A 23,855-nucleotide genomic window follows, 5' to 3' on the forward strand; every position below is an offset into this window, starting at 1 on the left:
TACTATACACGAGGTGGTATTTATGTTTTTTAACAAAACTATAGAGGAAGTTCTAAAAGAATTAGGCTCCAATCCACTAACAGGACTTTCTCAAAAAGAAACAGCCCTAAAAAGAGAAAAATTCGGACTAAATGAGTTAGAAAGTAAAAAGCCTAAAACTTTAATATCTATGTTTTTTTCCCAATTAAATGATATTTTAATTTATATTTTAATTGCAGCTGCTGTAATTTCTGCCCTCCTTGGTGAAACAAGTGATGCAGTTATAATTGCTATTGTAATTGTTATTAATGCTACAGTCGGAATTATTCAAGAGTCAAAAGCTGAAAAAGCTCTTGATGCACTAAAAAAATTATCTACACCTAAGGCTGTAGTTAGACGCGATGGGCAGTTAAAAGAAATTCCATCTAACGAAGTTGTACCCGGTGATATTATTATTATTGACGCTGGAAGATACGTGCCTTGCGATTTACGGCTTATTGAAACTGCAAATTTAAAAATTGAAGAATCTACACTTACAGGAGAATCTGTGCCAGTAGATAAAGATGCATGCCTGGTCTTAACTGGTGATGATATTCCACTCGGCGATCAAAAGAATATGCTCTTCATGTCAACACTCGCAACTTATGGTAGAGGTATAGGCATTGCCGTATCTACTGGAATGAATACTCAGCTAGGTAAAATTGCTAAAATGCTAGATGAAAAAGTAGACGACCAGACCCCCTTTCAAAAAAAACTGGCTGAACTTGGAAAATACCTAGGAATAGGTGCGTTGTTTATATGTGCTCTTATGTTTATAGTAGGCGTTCTTCAAAAAAGAGATATTTTTGAAATGTTACTTACATCTATTAGTTTAGCAGTAGCTGCGATACCTGAGGGTCTTCCTGCAATAGTCACTATAGTACTTGCTATGGGCGTTCAAAAAATGATAAAGAAGAATGCAATTGTACGTAAATTACCCGCAGTTGAAACTTTAGGTTCAGTAAATATTATATGTTCAGACAAGACAGGAACATTAACTCAAAATAAAATGACTGTAACAAAATTCTATACAGATGGCCTCTTAGGTAATATAACCAATTTAAACATTAATGACAATAAGCATAAGCTCTTACTTGAGAATCTTATTTTATGTAATGATGCTACGTACTCTGAGGGTTCAAAAACAGGTGACCCAACTGAAATTGCTTTACTAGTAGCTGGGGTAACTTACAATATATTTAAAGACCATTTAGAAAAAATCCATAAAAGAATCGCTGAGATTCCTTTTGAATCAGATAGAAAATTAATGACTACTGTAAATAAATATGATAATGAATATTATGTAATGACAAAAGGGGCTATTGATAATCTCTTAAAACTATGTACTAAAGCCTGTATTAAAGGCAATATAATAGAAATTACTCCAGTCATAAAAAAAGAAATATTAGATGTGTCTAATAAAATGTCTGATGATGCTTTAAGAGTTCTAGGCGCAGCTTATAAAATTCTTCCAACATCTCATGTGGATATTGATTCTTTAGAAAGTGATTTAATACTTATTGGCCTGGTAGGTATGATAGATCCACCTAGACTGGAAGTTAAGGATTCTATTTCTGTGTGCACGAATTCCGGAATAAAAACTGTAATGATAACCGGCGATCACCAAAACACAGCTTTTGCTATAGCGAAAGACCTTAATATTACTAAAGATCCCCTAGCAGTTATGTCTGGCTCTGAGCTTGATAAACTTTCAGATGAAGAACTAAATAGTAAAATTGATAATATAAGGGTATTCGCAAGAGTGTCTCCAGAGCATAAAGTAAAAATTATAAATGCTCTTAAATCCAAAGGAAATATTGTATCAATGACTGGTGATGGAGTAAATGACGCGCCATCCCTGAAAATGGCAGATATAGGTGTAGCCATGGGTATAACAGGTACTGATGTAGCTAAAGGTGCTGCTGATATGATATTAATAGACGATAACTTTTCAACTATCGTTTCCGCTATAAAGGAAGGAAGAAATATCTTCACGAATATCAAGAAAACTGTAGTATTTCTTATTTCCTGTAATGTTGGAGAAATTATTGCTTTATTTCTTGCAATACTTTTAGGTTGGGCATCGCCACTTAGACCTATCCATATATTATGGGTTAACTTAATTACAGATACGCTTCCAGCTTTAGCTTTAGGTGTAGATCCTGGCGACCCCGACGTAATGAAGTATAAACCACGCAACCAAAAAGATGGTTTATTTAAAGGTTCAACATTAGGTTTACTTCTTAACGGATTGTTAATAGGTTTAGTAACTTTAGCAGCCTTTATAATAGGTGCAAAATATTATAGTGGCATAACTAACTTATTCCCACTATTCCCTCAAAACATTTCACAAGATGCTTTAAAACATGCACAAACTATGGCATTTGTAGTACTTAGTGTTTCTCAGCTTGTTCATTCTTTAAATATGAGAAATAATAAAAAATCCATATTCCAAATAGGTTTATTTTCAAACAAATATTTAATTGCAGCTATAGTTTTAGGTATACTGCTACAAGATTTGATAATAACTATTCCACCTCTAGCAAATGCTTTTAGTGTTCATGCTTTAAGTTTAGCAGATTGGGGTATCGTTACTATTTTAGCCTTAATGCCATTACTTTTTAATGAAATTGTAAAGATATTTAAACGTAGTTCATCTAAAATATAAATAGTAAAAGGCCGATGAGTTAACTCATCAGCCTTTTACTATTATAAATATATCTAATTACTTTAATCTAGTACCTTCTTCATCTTGATGGATTAGCCCATTTTTCATAAGTCCTCCTAATGCCCTTTTAAATGCATTTTTGCTTGTTTTAAAAACTTTCTTTATATCATCTGGAGAACTTTTATCATTGTATGGCATAAAGCCATCACTTTTATCTAAGTATTCTATTATTTGTTCCTCAACTACATCTCTTTCTTCTAGTCTTGGTTTTCTTGCTGTTACGTCCATTTTGCCATCTTCATAATATTTTTTCACTCGTACACTTAATCTATCTCCTGGTATTACACTCATATAATTCTCATTTCTTAGAATAACCGCCCTATAAATATCATCAATAGCTATCATTACTGTACCATTAGTCTGGATTCCGTATACTGTTCCTTCCACTTCCTCATCAATATCATATGAATCTGTATCGTATAAATATTTATCAATAAAAGTAGTGGCCGCTATTCTTCCAGTCTTATCTAAATATATATAAAAAAGATATTTTTTGCCTGTTTCTAATTTGTAATTTTCCTCCTTAAAAGGAACTAATACGTCTCTTTCTAAACCAATTTCTACAAAACTTCCTATTGCAGTCATGTCAATTACTTTAAGGTAGGCTAAATCACCAACCTTTGCAAGAGGTTTTTTTAAAGTTGAAATTAACCTATCACTTGAGTCCCTATATACGAAGGCTTCAACTTCATCATCAATATTAAGTGCTCTACCTAAAGTGCTTTTCATTGGCAATAATATATCATCACTAGTGTTTTCAGTCTCTGCGCCCAAATAGTACCCAAATTCTGCTCGCCTAACTACTTTTAAATTATTAAATTCTCCTATTTTTATCATTTATTATCTCCTACCTTTTTTAAACTTTTGACCAATCTATATATTTGTTAAATTTATCAACATATTGTACTAAATATTTTCTATAAACATGTATTTATATTTCTGCTCATCTGTCACCTTTTCTATTCCATTTAATATTATCATTTTTCGCGCTCTATAACAATCTAAATTAAGGTATGGTCATTTATTTGTTTTGTATTATATTTCATTGAAAGCTCTACATAATGCTGAGCTGATTTTTTTAATCCTTCCTTTTCCTCTGTAGTTAGTTCGCGAATGACCTTTGCCGGCACTCCCATACAAAGAACCCCTGAGGGTATTTTCTTTCCTTGAGTAACTAAGCTACCAGCGCCGATTATAGTATACTCCCCTATTTCTGCTCCATTTAGTATAGTACTTCCCATTCCAATTAAAGTATAACTTGAAATTTTACAACCATGTATTATGGCATTATGTCCTATAGTTACATACTCTCCAATATTAACCGGAAATTCATCATCATTATGTACTGTACAATTGTCTTGAATATTTGTATAAGAACCTATAGACATGGAATTCATATCGCCTCTTAATACAGCTCCAAACCAAATACTACTGTACTCTCCTATAGACACATTTCCTATAACATCTGCACTGCAAGCAATATAAGAATGTTTATGTACATTAGGTATTTTTCCATCAAATTGATGTATCATAATTTCATCATCACCTCTTCCAAAATAATAAATACGTAGGTTTATTATGCATAATAATAAATATTTAGGTTTATTATTTTACATAATAATAAATATTTAGGTTTATTATTTTACATAATAATAAATATTTAGGTTTATTATTTTACATAATAATAAATATGTATTTATTATACTACTATATTATATAAATTTGCCGTTTATTCGTCATATTTTTGGTTAATATTTAATGTTGATTTTTATTTGATTCTATTATATAATACCATCTGTAGTTATAATTCTTTTTCTACTTACTACATATGGTGTTATACTAATATAACACATAATAATTAAACTAAATAATCAAGAAAATCTTTTAGTGTAGTAATATCAACCATACAGAAGTATGTTTTACATAATTTAGACTTAATCTTAATTATCATGCAACTAATAGGAGGTGAATATACTAGCTTTTTAAGCTAGTATTAATTATGGCGGAGATAAAAAATTTAATCAAACGATTTTATACAAAGGAATTAGAAAAAGATAAAACTATTACTGTTTTTGATTTGTTCAAATGGAAAAAGGTAAATGTTTTTTTAAAAGACCATAAAACAAATAAAGTGCTTTTAGATATGAAGGCTTTAGAATTTCCAGAGCATTACTCTCAAAATTCTTGCGATATTATTGCTTCAAAATATTTCAGAAAATCTGGTGTTAATAATAAGCAAGGTTATGAGGATAGTATGAAAATGGTAGCTCATAGACTTGTTAATTTTTGGTGTGAATCCTTGACTGATGAGACTATTATTAAATCTCAAGAGGAAAAAAGCATTATTTATGATGAATTAATATATGCATTTTTAAATCAAATGTTTGCACCAAATTCTCCTCAATGGTTTAATACGGGCCTTAACCTATCCTATGGTATAAAAGGCGAATCATTAGATAATTTTTATTACGATGAAAAAGAAAAAATGATAGTTAAAAGCGAAGATGCTTATACAAGGACTCAAGCTTCAGCTTGTTTCATTCTATCAATCCAAGATAAACTACTTGGCAATCATTCAATCTCTGAGCAGTATGTAACAGAGACTAAATTATTTAAAGGTGGCTCTGGCACCGGAACTAACTTCTCATCCATAAGAGGTATAGGTGAAAGCTTATCTAGTGGTGGAGTTTCATCAGGTCTTATGAGTTTTTTAAGAGGACTTGACAGAAATGCTGGAGCTATAAAATCTGGTGGAACTACAAGGCGTGCTGCTAAGATGCTATGCCTTGATATCAATCACCCTGAAATAATGGAGTTTATGACTTGGAAAGCTAAAGAAGAAGATAAAGTACGCGCTCTTACTAAAATGGGTTATGATGGTAGCTTTGAAGGAGAGGCTTATGAGACTGTATCTGGCCAAAATGGAAACAACTCCATAAGATTCTCAGATGAATTTATGATGAAAGTTGATACCTTATCGAAAAATCCTAATCAGACTATTACTCTTAAAGGGAGATGTGATTCCACAGTTGATGCAGACATAAGTGTTAAGACGCTATGGGATACCTTTAATACCGCTGCTTGGCAATGTGCTGATCCAGCGCCTCAATTTGATGACACCTTTAATGCATGGCATACTTGCCCCGGTGGAGAAGATGGAGTAGTTAACGCTAAACATAATAGAATTAATTCGACTAATCCTTGTGGAGAATATGCTTTTTTAGATGATACCTCTTGTAATTTAGCTTCTATTAATATTTATAAATTTTATGATGCTTTGACTAAAAAATTTGATGTAGATGGATATGTCCATCTAATAGGACTTACTCAATTAGTCCTTGAATCCTCCATTCATTGGGGCCAGTTTCCAACTGAAGATATAGCAAGGAAAAGTTATTTATTTAGAACCACAGGTCTTGGGCTTTCAAATTTAGCTTCTTTATTTATGGTAATGGGCTATGCCTATGACTCAGAAGATGCTAGAAATATAGCTGCAGCGCTAAGTGGAATAATGACTGCACAGGCTTATTATGTATCATCTCTACTTTCAAAAGAACTAGCTCCTTTTGAAAAATATGAAATCAACAAAAAACATATGCAAATAGTTATAAGGAATCATGCAAGAGCTGCTGGAGCTCTAAATAGTAACTATGAACATTTGAATTATGATCCTATAAAAGTTAACCATGATATTTTAGGTAATGATTCCCTAAGCAATATAAGTGAAACCTTAAAAAACTGTTGGTCAAAGGTACTAAGCAGTGGCGAAAAATATGGTTTTAGAAATGCTCAAGTTACAGTTCTAGCTCCTACTGGCACTATTTCTTTTGCAATGGATTGTGGTGCAACCTCAGTTGAACCATATTTCAGCCATTTTATTTATAAAAAATTATCTGGTGGTGGATTTATGACCATCGTAAACCCTGTAATTAAAGACTCATTGGATAACCTTGGATATTCCGAAAGTGAAACAAATGATATTCTTGATTATATTCTAAGAAAAGAAAAGGTTGATGAAAACGGCTTTGAATATGAAAAAATCATTGATGGAAAAATTGAGGGTGCTCCACATTTAAAGGTAGAACATTTGCCTATATTCGATACAGCAAACAAATGCGGTAGCGGAAAAAGATATATTTCATTTATGGGACATGTTCTCATGATGGCGGCAATAACCCCAATGATATCAGGTTCTATATCAAAGACTGTAAATCTACCTAAAAATGCTACCATAGAAGACTTTAAAGAAGTGATATTAAATTCTTGGAAGCTAGGCGTGAAAGGTATCTCCTTATATAGAGATGGTTCAAAAGCAAGTCAACCTTTAAACACTACTTTATCTGTTGACAAAGAACTGTTACTTGAGGATTTATCATACGAGGCGCTTTTAAAGAAAGCAAAGTCATTACAAGAAACTTCAAACCACTCCACAAGAGAAAAGCCAATTGGAATACGTTATGGAACTACTCATCCTGCTCAAATTGATGATGTAAAAGTCTATACTACGATAAATAGGCGCTCAAACGGAGAAATTTCTGAAATATATATAACTACAGATAGGGAAGGTACTATAATTACTGGATTATTGAATTCTCTTTCAAAGGCAATTTCAGTAATGCTTCAGCATCATGTACCTGCGCAAGCCATTTCTAAAATGCTTCGCGGACAAAAATTTGAACCTTATGGTTTTGTACAAAAGCATCCTTATATTAAATCTGTTTCTTCTATATCTGATTTAATTAGTAAGATTATTGATATAGAACTAGGAGATTATAGTAGATGTCAAATTAAACCTGAAAATTACGACAACGCTAATATACCTAAAAATCCACTAATGCCTGGTGAGACTGAAATTTCAACTGGCCTAGCAGACGCTGAGAATGTCCTCGCCCCTACTAACATAAGCACAGACACTATCCAAGGGGAAAGATTATACTCTGAAACCTGCTCTCATTGCTCAAGTACTAGGCTTGTTAGAAACGGTACTTGTAAAGTTTGCCTTGAATGTGGAACTACTACTGGATGTAGTTAGCTTCAACAAACCAAAATCTCACAATTATTTTGTGACAGTCAAAAAGTATTAAATATTATATATATAGACACATTCAAAAGGAGTACAAATTCCCCATGGAAATTTGTACTCCTTTTTATTATTTTTTATTATTTTTATTCCTATTAGGTTTAGCCTTGGACCTAATTACTACATCGTCCTTCTTATCTTTTTTAGCATTAATATTTGCAGAACCTATGCTTGTTGAATTTTTTTTAAAAATATTCGAATTTTTTAAAAAACCTGATAAATCCGTAAACCATAAAATCATAATAGCAGATATTCCTGTCATTACATAGTAAGTTACATGATTTATAATATTAGGCCATATGAGCACAGGAACCACATATATTACAATAGCTAATAAAAGCACTATCCACTTGTTAATATTTATCTTATCTAGTACATAAGTTTTTAAAACATTATATATTACAAGAACAATAATTGCAAATGCAACAACGCTAAGTATTTGTATTAAGATATTCATATTTTATCCCTCCCTTTTTTATAGATAATGTTAACACTATCTTTCTATAAATAAATGTATACTATACATTATCAAACATATTTTAATATATATCAATAGCTTATGCATTAATTTATCTATTTATATTTGTATTTAAAAAAAGTTTATACCAAAATATCTGTGAGCGGTATTTAATAAGAACTGTACTTAATTATTTAACATATTATTAATAATCCACTATTAAATACATGGTGAAATTAAATATTTTTTTTTAATATAGTAATAATTTTTTAAAAATTGTAAACAATAATACTAAGACTTATGAAAGAGGAGATGTTTACAATGAAAGCATTAGATGGTACTGCACTAGTATTAGTTATCATAGGCGCTATAAATTGGGGACTAATTGGATTTTTCAAATTTGACCTAGTATCAAGCTTATTTGGCACTGGAACAGCATTTACGAGAATTATTTTCGCTCTAGTAGGTTTATGCGGTCTATACTCTTTATCTTTCTTAGGAAGAGACAGAGCTAGCGACAGCGATAGAACTGAGGTTAAATAATTTTCAAATAAATATTTCTATACAATATAAAAGAAGCTGAAGTTTCAAATTCAGCTTCTTTTATATTACTTCAGCTTTAGGGCATTTAAATAAATAACAAGTAACCATATAAATCTATTTTTCCTCACGTTCCTTATTTAAATTGTTTTGGATTATATTTCGTACTACCTCTGAAATTTTTACTTTTTCTTCCTTTGACATACTCTCCATATATATAGGTTTATCTATTATAAGCTTAGCATTTGTCTTTTTAATTTTCCCATTATTACCTTCCATCGCTTTATAAGTATCATAAAATGTTATAGGAACAATAGGTACCCCAGCCTTTATTGCTAGCCTCATACTACCTTTTTTAAACTCACCTAAGCTGTTACTTCTACTTCTCGTACCCTCTGGAAAAATAATCATAGAATATCCATTCTTTAAATTTTGAACACCTTCCGAAATTGCCTTCAAAGCTTCTCTTGGATTTTCCCTATCCATAAATACACAATGTATTTGCCTCATCCAATAGCTCATTATTGGTATTTTTTTCATTTCTTTTTTAGCAACTGCACCAGTAAGTCTATTCATATTAGATAATATTACTGGTGTATCAAAATTACTTTGGTGATTTCCCACAAAAACACAAGGCTCATTTGGTATATTTTCTTTTCCTACGACTGTTAAATTTAATCCTGCAACCCTAAGCACAAAATTAGACCACTTCGTAGCTACTTTGAATATATACACATCTGCCTCTTCTCTAGTTTTATGTTTTTTTATGCTATTAAATTTTATCTTCTCAAAGCTTTTACCGATCAAATTGATAATAAAACACAAATAAAAATATATAGTTCTCATATCACTGTTCCTTTCATTTTACGATTGAATTACAACTATAATTATACTAGTTTATAAGACTTATTTCAAATTTGTCCTTGGATATTGATATTTTTTTATATAATTGGATAAAATCATTTATATGCTTCAAATATTTCATAGGAGATTAATCATATGCCAAAGAAAACCTGGTTAAAATATATTTTACTTTGTACCGTATTAGTTTTTATATCTGTCTGTGTAACTATATGTCATAAATCTACTATAAAAACTAACTTAAATTTAGAAAATAATATGGTTACTCATTTTATTGATGTAGGACAAGGTGATTGTATACTTGTTCAAGTAAATAATAAAAACTTACTAATTGACAGTGGCACCGTTGATTCAACTCAAAAGTTAATTAGATATCTAAAAAAAAATAATGTTAAAAAACTTGACTATGTAGTTGCAACTCATCCCCACGAAGACCATATAGGCGGTATGGCTAAAATAATTAAAACCTTCGATATAGATGAATTTTATGCCCCTAAAGTCATATCTTCCTCGCAGTCATTTGTTGATATGATCAATTCTCTAAGAAATAAAAATCTTAAAATAAAAGTATCCGCCCCTAATATATCTTTACATTTAGGCCCTAATACAACATGCGTTATGCTATCACCTAATAAAACAAGTTATGAAAATACTAATAATTACTCCTGTACAATAAAGGTATCTTATAAAAATTCAACTTATTTATTTACAGGTGATATAGAGTCCCTAGCTGAGCAGGAACTACTAGACAATGGTTACAATTTAAAATCTCAGGTGCTTAAAGTAGCTCATCATGGCAGTAAGTCATCAACCTCACAAGAATTTCTAAATAAAGTTTCTCCAAAAATTGCTGTAATAAGTTGTGGAACTTACAACACTTATGGTCATCCAAATAAAGGAACCTTAGCTAAATTGAAAAAGATAAATTCTATTGTCTATAGAACTGATTTAGATAAAAATATTATACTTATAAGCGATGGCACGAACATAAATAAAAAAAACTAGTTACCTAGTTTTTTTATTTAAATCAAGAAAACATTAATTTAAATCTTCTTCGAATCTATGTAGCGAATCATGTAATGATCTAATTGCCATAATATTATTATTTATAATGAAATAGTACCAATTTTAATTAAAAACAGCAAAACTACACCAACAATTATTCTATAAATAGCGAAAACCTTCATAGGTTTTTTCTTTAAATAAGAAACAAATTTTTCAACCACAATTAATGCAACTAAAAAGGCTGTTACAAATCCAATAACCAAAGTTATAATTTCTCCACTACTAAAATTCATTCCGCTTTTAAATAAAGTTAATGCTGTAGCTCCAACCATAGTTGGTATCGCTAAAAAGAAAGAAAACTCAGTTGCAGCAACTGTAGAAACGCCACAAATCCAACCTCCCATTATCGTCGATGCTGATCTTGACATACCTGGCCATAGTGCTAAGCATTGAAAAAAACCTATTTTAAATGATTGCTTAATACTTATTTTCTCTATACTTTCCGTTGTATACTTTTGCCTAAATCTACCTTCTATAATAATCATTAGAACTCCGCCAACTATTAACCCCACGGCTACAGTTCCTGAATTAAAAAGATATTTATCTATTTTATCATTTAGAACAAACCCAAAGACTGCAGCTGGTATAAATGCAACTATAATATTAGTCCAAAACTTAATACCTGAGGGTTTCCCTTGAAAAAATTCCACAACTGACTTCCATATTTTATTCCAATATAAAACTATAATTGCAAGAATAGCTCCTAATTGAATGACTACCTCAAATTGATTTGCAAATGCCCCTTTAAAATTTATAATATCTCCTACAATGATCATATGTCCAGTAGAGGAAATAGGAACAAATTCTGTTACCCCTTCTACTATAGCTATTATTATAGCTTTTAACACCAATATAACGTTTAAATTCATCTAATGTCTGCTCCCTTCTAAGCATAATTTATTATATTCTATTTGTATGTAGATATGTTTATTTTTCTATTAATAAATTGCATGATTTTTATTGAGTTCTCAAATTTATTATCATTATTATCTATAAGTTTATTTAGTCCATACTTTGTTTTAAATTTTGATAAGTTCTCATTTCGAGAATTCAATTAATAAAAATGAATAACTTAAATCCGTTCCAGCTTTAAGATTCTAAATAACTATACCTATTGTTATAATAGCAGAAATTAAAATCCTATAAAAAATACCATTCTTTCATTATTCCTCCTTATTCAAAATACCTATAGATACTCATATATTTAATGAGTATATCATATTTACGCAAAAAATCACATAAAAACCCGTCGGATTATAATGCTTCTAGCCGTCGGGTTTTTATATTATTTATATATAGGTCCAGCTTTTTTTATGTTTTCTGCAACTCCTTTAAATTTGCTAAAGTTCTCAGCAAATTTGAATGCTAATTCTTTAGCTTTTAAAACATAATTTTCTTTATCTCCCCATGTATTTTGTGGATTCAACATTTTTGTTGGAACATTTGGCACCGCCACCGGTATATCTACTTTAAATATTGGATGTTCTTTATACTCAACATCCTTAAGCTTACCTTCAAGAGCAGCTTTTACCATAGCTTTCGTATATGATAGTTTCATTCTTGAACCTACCCCATATTCTCCGCCAATCCAACCTGTATTTACCAAAAACACCTCAGTGTCATATTTGTCTATTCTCTCACCTAAAAGCTTTGCATAAACTGAAGGGTTCATTAGCATAAAAGCTTCTCCAAAGCAAGATGAAAAAGTCGCTTTCGGTTCTGTAATCCCACGCTCTGTACCCGCAAGCTTACTTGTATATCCCGAAATAAAATGATACATTGCAGCTTCTTTTGAAAGTTTTGAAATTGGTGGAAGAACTCCAAAAGCATCTGCTGTTAAAAATATTATAGTGCTTGGTTGTCCACCAATTCCACTTAGTTCTGCATTTTCGATATATTCTATAGGATATGCGCCTCTGGTATTCTCTGTTAAGCTATCATCATCATAGTTAGGCATATTATTATCATCAAGCACGACATTTTCAAGCAATGCACCAAATTTTAATGCTGAGTAAATTTCACTTTCATTATTTTTATCTAATTTTATAGTTTTGGCATAGCATCCACCTTCAAAGTTAAATACTCCTTTATCACACCAACCATGTTCATCATCTCCGATAAGCTTTCTTTCTGGATCTGCCGACAATGTGGTTTTTCCTGTACCTGAAAGGCCAAAGAATACTGCTGTGTCTCCATTTTTACCTATATTGGAAGAACAGTGCATTGGGAATACGCCTTTTCCAGGTAATAAAAAATTCATTATTGAAAAAATTGATTTTTTAATTTCTCCTGCATACTGTGTTCCACCAATTAAAACAATTTTCTTATCAAAATTTATTATAATAAAAGCTTCAGAATTTACTCCATCTTCTGCTCCTTTTGCTTTAAATCCCGGAGCCGCAATTACCGTGAATTCAGCCTTATGATACTCAAGCATTGTTTTATCTGGTCTTCTAAATAATTGATTAGAAAGCAATGCCTCTGATGCAAATTCATTTACTACTCTAATAGGTAGTCTATATTCTTCCATAGCACCAACATAACCATCAAACACAAATATATCTTTATCACTTAAATATTTACACACTTGACTATACAAATTTTCAAAAATCCCCTCTTCAATTGGTAAATTTATATCGCCCCAATTTATTAATTCCTCAACACTTTCTTGTGAAACTATAAATCTATCCTTAGGCGATCTGCCTGTATATTTTCCTGTGTTTACAACCAATGCACCTGATTCTGATAAAGTACCTTCTTCTCTTTGCAGCGCAAAACTTACTAGATCGGATACAGGTAAATTCCTGTATATTTTTTTTGATGTTCTTATATTTAAATAATTCAAGTTTTTTAAACAAACCACAATGTTACCCCCAATTACATAATATCATTATTTCTATATCTAATAATTTTAAAAATAATTAGTATATTTAACCTGCCTATAAAATTAGTTACTATAATAATATAGTACAACATTCCAACAAAAATGCAAGATAAAAATTGAAAAAAATTCCTTCGATGCTTTTTATGCATAAATTCCTTCATTATAGTAATTTATTATTGTTATAGATAACTAAATTTTATTAATATAAAAAAATGTTTTCGGCTTCTGTTACTAACAGTATTTGTTACAGTATGGAACCCCCACTTAAAGAGGTTTGAAACTTTCCTTCTGAAATGTCGTTAAATCTAACGTTTTGTGTGTTATAGTTATATTCTAATAAATGCATAACTAAAAATCCAAATTATTTAATTTTGAGTTACATTAATATGTTAGAGATTTATGCAAATATGTTATAATTATATATTGGCTTAAATATATAATTATTTATTTAACAATGGTGGGGTTGAGGCATTTTCTTAAAAGGATCACCTATAAGAATAATTAACAGAAAAAATGAAATAAGCTATTCATCTTTACTACTGACTTTTTTTGTGAATTATACAAATGACTATTGCCCAACGCCTATAAATGGCTATGCTAAGCTAAATTTACTAAGTAGATTAAGTAACCTCTCCAAAGATTCACGTTTTAAAATTAGTGATGAGTTTTTCTATATAAATGTCAATAATAATAACTAAGTGCATAAGTACAATTAAAGGATGTGTTCAACATTAAAATTCAGTCGTTACTCAGTATATTAGTTTCAAAGTCTATTATGAAATTATCAAAATTTTTATTTCAAGGTGGCACAAATTTCCCCGGCAAAATTGCCTTAAAGCTTGATAAAAATATTTTAAAAACAATTGCTAATAATTATGAGGTTATACTCATAACCGGTACAAATGGAAAAACCACAACAACAAGCATGATTTACAGCATCGTAAAAGATAGCAATAAGCAAGTAATTACTAACAATACTGGAGCAAATATGTATACAGGAATAGTTGCGTGTTTTATTTCAAATTATTCTTTTAAAAAGTCTTGCGAGAAAAAAATAGCTGTTATAGAAGTAGATGAAGCCAATGTAAAGTTTGTAACTGAATATATATCTCCGCGTATAATTACTGTTACCAATTTATTCAGAGATCAACTGGACAGATATGGTGAGGTGTATACAACGCTCAAGAAGATACTAGAAGGTGTAGAAAAAGCTCCCACAGCGACACTTCTTCTTAATGGGGACGAATCTTTATTCGGAAACTTAAACCTCAAAAATGATATTGTATACTATGGTTTCGGTACTAAAGTTAATGATAACAACATTGTAGATATCAATGCTGATGCTAAATTTTGCACAATCTGCAAATCTCCTTATGAATATAATTTTATTACCTACAACCATCTAGGGGACTTCTATTGCAGCGGTTGTGGATATAAACGTCCAAAGCTTACATACTCTGTGGATAAAATTGTTGATTTAAACACCAGTGGTTCCACTGTTCATATTAATAATAAAGAGTATTACATAAACCAACCAGGTACTTATAATATTTATAATGCCCTATGTGCATATTCCGTAGCTAAGTTACTTGGCCTTGAAGATACCTCTATAGAGCACTCTCTTAAAACAGTAGCTAGTAGCTTTGGCAGACAAGAAACCCTTAATATTGAAGGCAAAGAGGTTAAAATAATATTAGTTAAAAATCCAGCTGGCTATGATGAAGCAGTAAACACTATTAATCTTGATAAACGGAAAATAAATTTATCGCTTCTGCTAAATGACAATTATGCTGATGGAAAAGATGTTTCATGGATTTGGGATGTTAATTTTGAACGTCTAACTAGCCTTAATATTAACAAAATTATGATATCAGGAATACGTTTGTATGATATGGCCATAAGACTTAAAGTAGCAGGTTTTACCTCAGAATCCTTCCTCTTATGCAAAGACGAAGAGTCCTTACTACATCAAATCAAAGCTTGCGATGGTGAAATAGTTTATATACTAGCTACCTATACTGCCATGATAAATTTAAGAAAATCTTTACACGCTAAAGGATACATAGATAAAATTTGGTAATATAAAAAAATTTAAATTAGAAGGTGAATATTATGGAAATTAACATTTGTCATTTATATCCTGATTTATTGAATGTTTATGGGGATGTAGGAAATATTTTAATATTGAAACATAGAGCTGAACTGCGTGGCATTAAAGTAACCATTGTTAATATATCTATGGGCGATATTTTCAAAGTAGAGGATTATGATATTGTATTTTTTGGTGGAGGACAAGATTATGAGCAGGCCATAGTTTCCCCTGATTTAATAGAATTCAAAAAATCTGCTATAGAAGAATATATACAAAGTGGAAAAGTGTTTTTAGCCATTTGTGGTGGATATCAATTGCTTGGTAAATATTATACTACTCCTGAGGGCGTGCAGCTTGATGGTCTTGGTATTTTAGATATTTACACTGAAGGCGGAGATAAACGTTTCATAGGCAACACAGTTATTCATAATGAAGCTTTTGATGAAACCTACGTAGGCTTTGAAAATCATTCTGGAAGAACCTACATTAACAACTTAAAGCCACTTGGCACAGTTGAAGTTGGCTATGGCAACAACGGAGAAGACGGTTATGAGGGCTGCGTTTACAAAAATACATTCTGTACTTATTTCCATGGCTCCCTTTTATCTAAAAATCCTGAGCTCGCAGACAGAATACTTACACTAGCATTAACTAATAAATATAATGAAGTAGCCTTAACTTCTTTAGATGATAGTTTAGAAATTAAAGCTAAACAATTTATAATAAATAGAGAAACTTCTAAATAAAATAAAAAAAGATGTAGGACTTGGATAATTCCAAACCTACATCTTTTTTTCTAATTGGACCGCTAAACTGAAATACTTTATAGAATCAGCTACATTACCAAGTTTATGATACATACTTCCCATTTCTAAGTAACGCGAATATATATTTTGCTTCGCACCGAATTTCAATAATGAATCTAAAGACAAGTTCATATACATCTCTGCATTAGATGCCTTTCCTTGTCTGTCAAGAATAATAGCTTTATAATAATAGCTTTTTTCAATTAATTTAATATCATCTAAATTAATTGCATAGTTTAACACTTCATCCGAAATAGACTGTGCGAACTCTATTACGTCATTTTTAATAAGCTCTTTAACGATATCTAGCATAAAGCTAACTAGTCCTCTCTTATCGCCCCTAGGATATACGCTTAAACCCTTATTGATATATTCAACTGCTCTATCTTTCATATTACAGTCGAACATTGTGGATCCATAATTAAAAATAGCTATTGCCTTACTAGAATTTTCATCTTTATACAGCTTATACGACTTTTTTTCATATTCTTGGAACTTACCATTGTTCACTCTTATAGATAGCATAGCCAACATATGATATATCTCGGCCGCTTTAAATTCTGTATCCACGTGCTTAAGTAAATCTAATAATCTTATTCCCACATGATAAGCGCGTTCAAAATTTCCAAGCATAATGTTACAGGCAGCCTCACTATAAGTTACCGTTATTATTTTTTTATAATTAGGCGTCTTGCTCGCTTTTAACCCTTTTCTCACATTACAATAATAGCTCGAGGCTTGAAGATAATCTTCTTTTATATATAAGCGTCTTGCCATGTCTATATAGTAAGTTAATTGATTATCCTCTATTGATGTTTTTAGGTGTAAATCATAATATTTTGAAGTAATTAATTGAGTCTTCTCAAAGTCTTTTTTATCTAAGTAAAAATTAAACAACATATGTATTAGTTCAATTGCTAAATCATAGTAATTATATTTTTCAGCAAACTTCAAATTATAAGATACTTTAGCTTCAAATGCATCATCATTGATATCATTTATATCATTTACATGAATGACATTCATGTCATTCTGTTTCAACTCCTTAATGTTTTCCTCAATTTGATCAAACACGTTTTCATTTAAATATTCAAGATCTATGTCCAATTTATTACTAATCAGTTCAAGTACCCAACGTTCCGCCATGACCTTGTTATTTTCTATACAGCTCATTTTAGACACTGAGATCTTGTCATCGCATATTTCTCTCAATGTATATCCTTTGTATATTCTAGTCCTTTTTATTTTTTCTCCCGTTGATAATATTTCCATCCTCATCACCCATCCACAAGTCAAATAACTAATTTATGAAGCTAACCATAAAATAGCTTTACTTAAATCATCTTCTGAAATGTCGTTAAATCATCACCTGCGGTGCTGCAATATCAACGACTTCAGAAGGAGATTTATATTCCCACTAAAGTTTTTTCTTTGTTATAGTCCGTAACCCCCTCTTATAGAAGAGGGAGACTTTCCTTCTGAAATGTCGTTAAACTACTTAATTATTCCTAGTTTTTTAAATAACTCTACACCTTCGTTTAGGTATTTAGCTGCGTCCGTACCTCTACCGCCTTCAATATAGAACTTTCCAATCATTATAGATATCTCAGCGGCTTCCTTTATTTGCCCTTGTTCTTTCACAAAATTTAGTGCTTGTACTAAAGTGTTTTCTGCTTCATTCTTATTGTCTTCTAATAAATCGACCCTATATTTTAATAAATAGTAATGGCATAACTCTTTATAATTTCCATCTTCTATATATTCTATAATACGATCTAAAGCTTCCTTAGCTTCATTTACATACTTAAGCTTAATATAATTTTCACAAATATTTACTAAGGTATCTATTAACTTTAAGTCATTAGTCTTTTGCCTTATTTCCTTAGCTTTATTTAAATGTATAAATGATTCTTCCATGTTTTCAAACTCATAGAATAATCTCCCTAAATTGTTTTCTATATCTGACACATAACTTAAATTGTTAATTTCATAAAAAACTTTTAAAGTAATCTCTGAATATTTTATAGCATTCTTAATATCGCCTTTTTTATTATATTCATGTGCTAATAATAAAAGTGAATTAGCGTATTCTTTCTTATTATCTATTTGCTTAAACTTTTCTTGAGCTAAATATGAATATTCTATAGCCTTTTCTATATTTTCTAATTTGAAATAAGTAAACCCTATGTAATAATATATTTCACCTAATAAAAAATCATTTCCAATCTGGTTATCCGTAAAAACCTTTTCGGCTTGCTTAAAATAACTCGAAGCTGACTGATAACCCCTAAGTTCAAGTGTTATTTTCCCAAGCTTCAGAAAAGTTCCAATTATTTCTTCATAAGAGTTATTTTTGATGAATATAACATTTGAGGAAATGAAAGCCTGTTGAGCTGATGCGACCTCTTCCCTAGCCATATATATATCCCCTCTTAATGATAAATTTCTGGCTTTTCTATATTCCAATTTATATTTTTCAGAATAACATATAGATTTTTCGATATTTTGCTCCGCTTGTATTAAGTCACTATTTAGAATAAGTGCTTCAGCAATATTTTCATAAAATAAACATATTTTCTCAGCTTGAGCCTCTTCCGACTCCATTAGATATTCAACAGATGTATTTAAGGCATTTGCCAAATATTCTAATAAATCCATGCTGGGATTAGACTTCCCCGATTCAACCAAACTAATTTGTCCAGGAGTTATTCTGCTTCCTGCAAGATCCTTTAATGTCATATTGAAATTTTTTCTTTTCCTCTTTATCTTTTCTCCTAAAGACAATATTTCCATAATCACTCTTCCTTTACAACATGGTAATATATATAAAATATTATTAATTTAAACAATCTTAGACAATTTTAATTCAATTATAACATAGTTTACCTATAAAATTAAAATTTTATGAACAATTCTTTGATTCTCATTAATAAAATTAAAAATTGTAAACTATACATTTATTTGTATATTTTGGAATTTTAATTCGTAATAATGATATCAATTAAAAACTCCAAACTATATATTTATTAATATAGTTTGGAGTTTTCTAATTATGTTTATAAAATATAATCCTTCACGTTATCATACATATCTCCTGCCATATTCATTACCACTTTACCAGCTTTTTTAGCTCTTCTTTTTGTGCTCCTGTCCATATTAGGAATTAGCATTACACCTGCTGCTACTCCAATTATTGCCCCTGCTGTAATTGTTGATATAAATTTATTATGCATAAGTTACACATCCTTTCCTTCTTTAGTTTATTTACTCTTTATAGGATGTGCATTTTTCAAATAATTAATCTCTTTTTTTTAAACTTTATCTTTATATCTGACATTAAAAAAGCTAATAATTCACAAATATTAATGTCATAACTTAAAGTTTTTATAAATTTTCATAAAGTATAACGACATTACGAATAAATATCTGACAGTTCAACTTGTATACTTTCGTTTTTACTTCTCACATTGCTACTATATATCATATTTTCATGAAGTACCTTTTTTGAAGGAAGCACAACTGTAAACTTACTTCCTTTCCCAAATTTACTTTCAACATATATATTACCACCATGTAATCCTACAATCGACTTAACCAAACTTAAGCCAATGCCTGTACCTTCTGCATTTCTTGATAGAGATTTATCTACCTGCTTAAATCTATCAAATATCATATCCAAGTGCTCTTCTTCAATACCAATGCCATTATCCCTCACTGATATTTCTACATACTCGTTCATATCCTTAATGTCCACAAATATTTCATCACCTTCATCTGAAAATTTTATCGCATTTGATATAAGATTCAATGCTATTCTTTCTACCTTTTCTGTATCACAAGCAATAATTTTTTCTTCTATATCCGTATCGAAAATAATATTTAATCCTTTACTTTCAGTTAGTGCAGTTACAGACATAACTATTTCTTCTACAACTTCAACTATATTGTTATTTGATAGATTTAGTTTAAAGAATCCTGCTTCAATTTTTGATAAATCAACTATGTTATTAATAATTTTAGATAATCTATAGGAATTTTGCTTAATTGATTCAATGTATTTAATAATTGAATCCTTTTTCTCGTCCAGGGACCCACTATTGCAATACATATTAAATAACTGAGCTGTTGCAAATATAACATTTAGAGGTGTTTTAAGCTCATGTGATATGTTAACAAGAAATTCTCCCTGTAATTTCAATGCTTTTTCCATGATCATATTAGATTTTATTTCATTAGTAACATCTATTATTAAAATTAATATTTCTCTGACCTCTCCATTTAATTCAATCATGGGTTCAAAAATAATATTCCAATATACTTCGTTCCCATTTATTAAAAGATTTTTTTTATTCAAATACTTAATTTTCTTTTCTTTTAACACTTCACCAATACACTGGTAATATTCTCTTGTCTCTAATGTTTTAAATAACCCTTCAATCCCATTATTTTTTATTTGCTCCATTGATTTAACGGTAGGTCTGAGCAACTTAATTATACTAAATGCCTTTTTATTAATATCCACAATCTTTAAATCAGGACATGATAATCTGACAAGAGGTAAATCAAAAGTATTTACCATTCTGTTCAAAAATTCATATCGGCTTCTTATAGCTTCTTCATGCTTTAAATAGGTTGTCATATCTTTGCTGCAAATCACACCTAAAGTAAATTTCCCTTCGAGGTCATATATAGGCGTTCCACTAACATCTAATTGTAATGTTTTATAAGGGGACTTTACTATAAGTCTCATGTTTTTAAATTTTTCACCCCTCATAACTCTATGAGATGGAATATTTTCAGTCTCAATTTTTTCTCCAAAAGCATCATAAAACTCAGATGTTTTATACCCATCAACTATATTTTCCATGCAATTATAAGATTGGAAAAACATTTCCCTCGATGCTTTGTTAATTAATACATATCGTTCTTTATTGTCAAAAATAGCAATAGAATCAGATATATTTTCTATGATAGCTTCTAATTCCTTTTTCTGTTCTTCAATTTTTCTAGATTGTTTAATTGTTTCAGTAATATCATGAAAGCATGATACTATCATAGTTAACTCTCCACTCGCATTATAAATTGGAATTGAACTAATTTCAGCAAAATACTCTTTATTAGGATGGCATACGAATATCTTAATATTTTTTATTCTTTCGCCTCTTAATGCTCTAACTGAAGGAAAATTTTCAAATGGTATCTCCTTGCCTTTCATATCAAATGCTTTAGTGTTTTTATAAGCATCGCCTAGGGTAATTCCTATGTCTGATTGACAAACTAACCTCTTCGCTTCTGCATTCACCATTATAACTTCACCTTTATTATCTGCAAACATTACTCCCTCAGATAAATTTTCAATTACGCTAATTAACTGTATATTCTGTTGTTCTAATTGTTCTAACTTCTCCTTTTGCTGTTCTAATATCTTGTTTTGTCGTTTTATACTTTTATTTTTTAAAACCCTTTCAGTAATATCATTAGCGGTTACAAATCTGTATTTCATCTTTCTGTTTTCATATATAGGCATTTGCGTAGATTCCCAATAAGTTGTACCTCGTGCAAACTCATCAAATCTGACTTCATTTATATATCTGGTCTTTTGCGAAACAAGAACATTATTCCAAATAGCTTCAACTTGACTTCCTGCAAACCCTGTTAGAATTTCCTTAATAGATCTACCTATACTATTTTCTTCTTTATTAAAAGGTGAATCTAAAAGATTAAGATACGTCTGATTTGCTCTAAGCAGTATTAAATCGGGCAAACTGTAAACAGCTGCGCCCGATATCTCATCTACAAATATTTGTTCTACAAAAATGAGTTTTTCATCAAGTCTAGAATTTAATTCCTCAACAAAAGTATATTTTTTTATATTTGCCTCGGTATCATGAAAAAGCGATATATTTACTTCTCTTGCACTGAGGGATTTTGTGAATATATATCCCGAGTACTCACTGATTATACTATCAAGAAATATTTGTGAATTGATTTTAAGCATTTCCCCTATTTCTATAAGTGATTTACCTAACAATTCATCCAATGAATATCCTGTAAAATCAAGAAACCCTTGATTAACCTCTGTTAAAATACTCCCACTACAATAGAAATATGGTTCTATTATTCTGCTATTAAAAATATTTCCCAATGTATTCCTCCCCCATATTCATATTATATTTGTGTTTTTTTAATTTTATCTAATAAATAAGTAATAAAATTTGTTTTATCAGAACTACTTAGATTATCTATTACCGACCTTACATCTTCTGGATTTAAGATATATTCACTAAGAATATTGCTAAACCCATCTAGCTTAATTTCTTCTTTACTTTTCTCATCCTTAGAATTTATAACAATTATATTCGACTCCCCATTGCTCGCTATTTTTAAAATTTCTTGTTTTACAACGTCACTTGCTACATTTATAATATTTTTAAGCAACCATTTTTCTACAACTTTATCTGATTTTATACCTAACCTTTCTTTGCATTTTTCATCAACAAGCTCATTAAATAAATCTCCCGTGTGACTATCCACCTTAACAAATATAACTTCTATTCCACTACTCATTAATTCTTGCATTTTCTCATAATATTTCTTTGACGATTCTTCTTTTCTATCCCAAAATCCTGTAGCATGGTAACAAATCCCTACATAATCATGAAATATTACTACTTTCTTTTCACCTTTGTTCTGAGCATACTGCACACCTTTTAATGCACCTTCTAGTTCTCCTGCTATTTGTCTTATATTTTTTGCTGTATCGCTTTTCCCTGCACCGCTCTCTATATGTATAACTACATCATTCCGCGTAGCTACCATTCCATAACTATACTCCTCCGTGGCAGAATTGTAGCTGCCATCAACATAAATATGAAGGCAATTTTCCGGATAATTATTATCTATTTTTTTTAATACATCTCCTACCCCACTTAAGAACTTTTTAGCTTCATTTATATCCTCAAAACTCTTATATTTAGCACCTTTTACACCTTTTACATATTTTAAGCACTCTGCCCAAGTGCCAACTATTTTATTCACTATTTTTTTATTAGTACTAAAATTAAATCCTTCCTTTATTGCATAAACTTTCTTTCCCATTTTATCTGTTCTCCTTTTTTAAATCTATCCTAGTGTTAAACCTTAAATAAAGTATACAACAAATAATGAATTTATCAATTATAATTTTTACATTATTTACATTTCCAAATTCTATTAGGTTCAATGGACAAGGCCTCATAAAAATATTATAATAGCCATTATAAGTTGATATTTCTTCAATACAATTTTGTATAACATTCAAAATTCACAAACTACTATAACAGAT

General features: G+C 30.2%; 17 protein-coding genes. 6 read left to right on the top strand and 11 right to left on the bottom strand.

The features are described from left to right. Positions 1-22 precede the first annotated feature (22 nt). Positions 23-2,686: a cation-translocating P-type ATPase gene (locus ACWJJ2_RS09475; RefSeq protein ID WP_462954299.1), complete on the top strand. Its 2,664-nt coding sequence runs from the start codon at positions 23-25 to the stop codon at positions 2,684-2,686. Between the two features lie 57 nt (positions 2,687-2,743). Here ACWJJ2_RS09475 and ACWJJ2_RS09480 read toward each other — a convergent pair whose 3' ends face one another. Beyond that, a complete protein-coding gene (locus tag ACWJJ2_RS09480; RefSeq protein WP_220286427.1) occupies positions 2,744-3,583 on the bottom strand; it encodes a CvfB family protein in 840 nt (279 codons plus the stop codon). A gap of 164 nt (positions 3,584-3,747) precedes the next feature. Continuing rightward, positions 3,748-4,278, bottom strand: coding sequence for a gamma carbonic anhydrase family protein (locus tag ACWJJ2_RS09485; protein ID WP_462954300.1), 531 nt, complete (start codon positions 4,276-4,278; stop codon positions 3,748-3,750). 467 nt (positions 4,279-4,745) lie between these two features. Between ACWJJ2_RS09485 and ACWJJ2_RS09490 the strand changes: the two genes are divergently transcribed. Continuing rightward, positions 4,746-7,778: a vitamin B12-dependent ribonucleotide reductase gene (locus tag ACWJJ2_RS09490; RefSeq protein WP_220319939.1), complete on the top strand. Its 3,033-nt coding sequence runs from the start codon at positions 4,746-4,748 to the stop codon at positions 7,776-7,778. Between the two features lie 118 nt (positions 7,779-7,896). On the opposite strand, the gene ACWJJ2_RS09495 is transcribed toward ACWJJ2_RS09490, so the two are convergent. Next, a complete protein-coding gene (locus ACWJJ2_RS09495; RefSeq protein ID WP_462954301.1) occupies positions 7,897-8,283 on the bottom strand; it encodes a hypothetical protein in 387 nt (128 codons plus the stop codon). Between the two features lie 321 nt (positions 8,284-8,604). Here ACWJJ2_RS09495 and ACWJJ2_RS09500 point away from each other — a divergent pair, with 321 nt between their 5' ends. Next, positions 8,605-8,826: a DUF378 domain-containing protein gene (locus ACWJJ2_RS09500; protein WP_165411517.1), complete on the top strand. Its 222-nt coding sequence runs from the start codon at positions 8,605-8,607 to the stop codon at positions 8,824-8,826. Between the two features lie 114 nt (positions 8,827-8,940). On the opposite strand, the gene ACWJJ2_RS09505 is transcribed toward ACWJJ2_RS09500, so the two are convergent. Further along, a complete protein-coding gene (locus ACWJJ2_RS09505; RefSeq protein WP_462954302.1) occupies positions 8,941-9,669 on the bottom strand; it encodes a lysophospholipid acyltransferase family protein in 729 nt (242 codons plus the stop codon). A 153-nt stretch (positions 9,670-9,822) separates the two neighbouring features. Here ACWJJ2_RS09505 and ACWJJ2_RS09510 point away from each other — a divergent pair, with 153 nt between their 5' ends. Then, positions 9,823-10,689 carry a ComEC/Rec2 family competence protein gene (locus ACWJJ2_RS09510; protein ID WP_462954303.1) on the top strand — a complete coding sequence of 289 codons (867 nt, stop codon included), beginning with the start codon at positions 9,823-9,825 and terminating at the stop codon, positions 10,687-10,689. Between the two features lie 101 nt (positions 10,690-10,790). Here ACWJJ2_RS09510 and ACWJJ2_RS09515 read toward each other — a convergent pair whose 3' ends face one another. Both ACWJJ2_RS09515 and pckA read right to left on the bottom strand, forming a co-directional pair. Next, positions 10,791-11,618: an undecaprenyl-diphosphate phosphatase gene (locus ACWJJ2_RS09515; RefSeq protein WP_462954304.1), complete on the bottom strand. Its 828-nt coding sequence runs from the start codon at positions 11,616-11,618 to the stop codon at positions 10,791-10,793. 416 nt (positions 11,619-12,034) lie between these two features. Continuing rightward, on the bottom strand, positions 12,035-13,612 hold the full coding sequence (gene pckA, locus ACWJJ2_RS09520) for a phosphoenolpyruvate carboxykinase (ATP) (protein WP_216302750.1): 1,578 nt from the start codon (positions 13,610-13,612) through the stop codon (positions 12,035-12,037). Positions 13,613-14,354: 742 nt separating this feature from the next. On the opposite strand from pckA, the gene ACWJJ2_RS09525 reads away from it, so the two are divergent. Both ACWJJ2_RS09525 and ACWJJ2_RS09530 read left to right on the top strand, forming a co-directional pair. Next, positions 14,355-15,713 carry a Mur ligase family protein gene (locus ACWJJ2_RS09525; protein WP_216302749.1) on the top strand — a complete coding sequence of 453 codons (1,359 nt, stop codon included), beginning with the start codon at positions 14,355-14,357 and terminating at the stop codon, positions 15,711-15,713. A gap of 32 nt (positions 15,714-15,745) precedes the next feature. Beyond that, positions 15,746-16,471 carry a type 1 glutamine amidotransferase gene (locus ACWJJ2_RS09530; RefSeq protein WP_216302748.1) on the top strand — a complete coding sequence of 242 codons (726 nt, stop codon included), beginning with the start codon at positions 15,746-15,748 and terminating at the stop codon, positions 16,469-16,471. A 36-nt stretch (positions 16,472-16,507) separates the two neighbouring features. Here the strand turns inward: ACWJJ2_RS09530 and ACWJJ2_RS09535 are convergent, their stop codons facing one another. From ACWJJ2_RS09535 to ACWJJ2_RS09555, 5 genes are all read right to left on the bottom strand, one after another. After that, on the bottom strand, positions 16,508-17,803 hold the full coding sequence (locus ACWJJ2_RS09535) for a helix-turn-helix domain-containing protein (protein ID WP_216302747.1): 1,296 nt from the start codon (positions 17,801-17,803) through the stop codon (positions 16,508-16,510). A 222-nt stretch (positions 17,804-18,025) separates the two neighbouring features. Continuing rightward, positions 18,026-19,324 carry a helix-turn-helix domain-containing protein gene (locus ACWJJ2_RS09540; RefSeq protein ID WP_165411509.1) on the bottom strand — a complete coding sequence of 433 codons (1,299 nt, stop codon included), beginning with the start codon at positions 19,322-19,324 and terminating at the stop codon, positions 18,026-18,028. 263 nt (positions 19,325-19,587) lie between these two features. Next, the gene (locus tag ACWJJ2_RS09545; protein WP_165411508.1) at positions 19,588-19,764 is read right to left on the bottom strand and encodes a YtxH domain-containing protein; all 177 of its coding nucleotides are present in this window, start codon (positions 19,762-19,764) and stop codon (positions 19,588-19,590) included. A 179-nt stretch (positions 19,765-19,943) separates the two neighbouring features. Further along, on the bottom strand, positions 19,944-22,676 hold the full coding sequence (locus ACWJJ2_RS09550) for an ATP-binding protein (RefSeq protein WP_462954305.1): 2,733 nt from the start codon (positions 22,674-22,676) through the stop codon (positions 19,944-19,946). A gap of 23 nt (positions 22,677-22,699) precedes the next feature. After that, a complete protein-coding gene (locus tag ACWJJ2_RS09555; RefSeq protein WP_216302745.1) occupies positions 22,700-23,629 on the bottom strand; it encodes a ribonuclease H1 domain-containing protein in 930 nt (309 codons plus the stop codon). Positions 23,630-23,855 lie beyond the last annotated feature (226 nt).

Source organism: Clostridium sp. CM039, assembly GCF_055081075.1.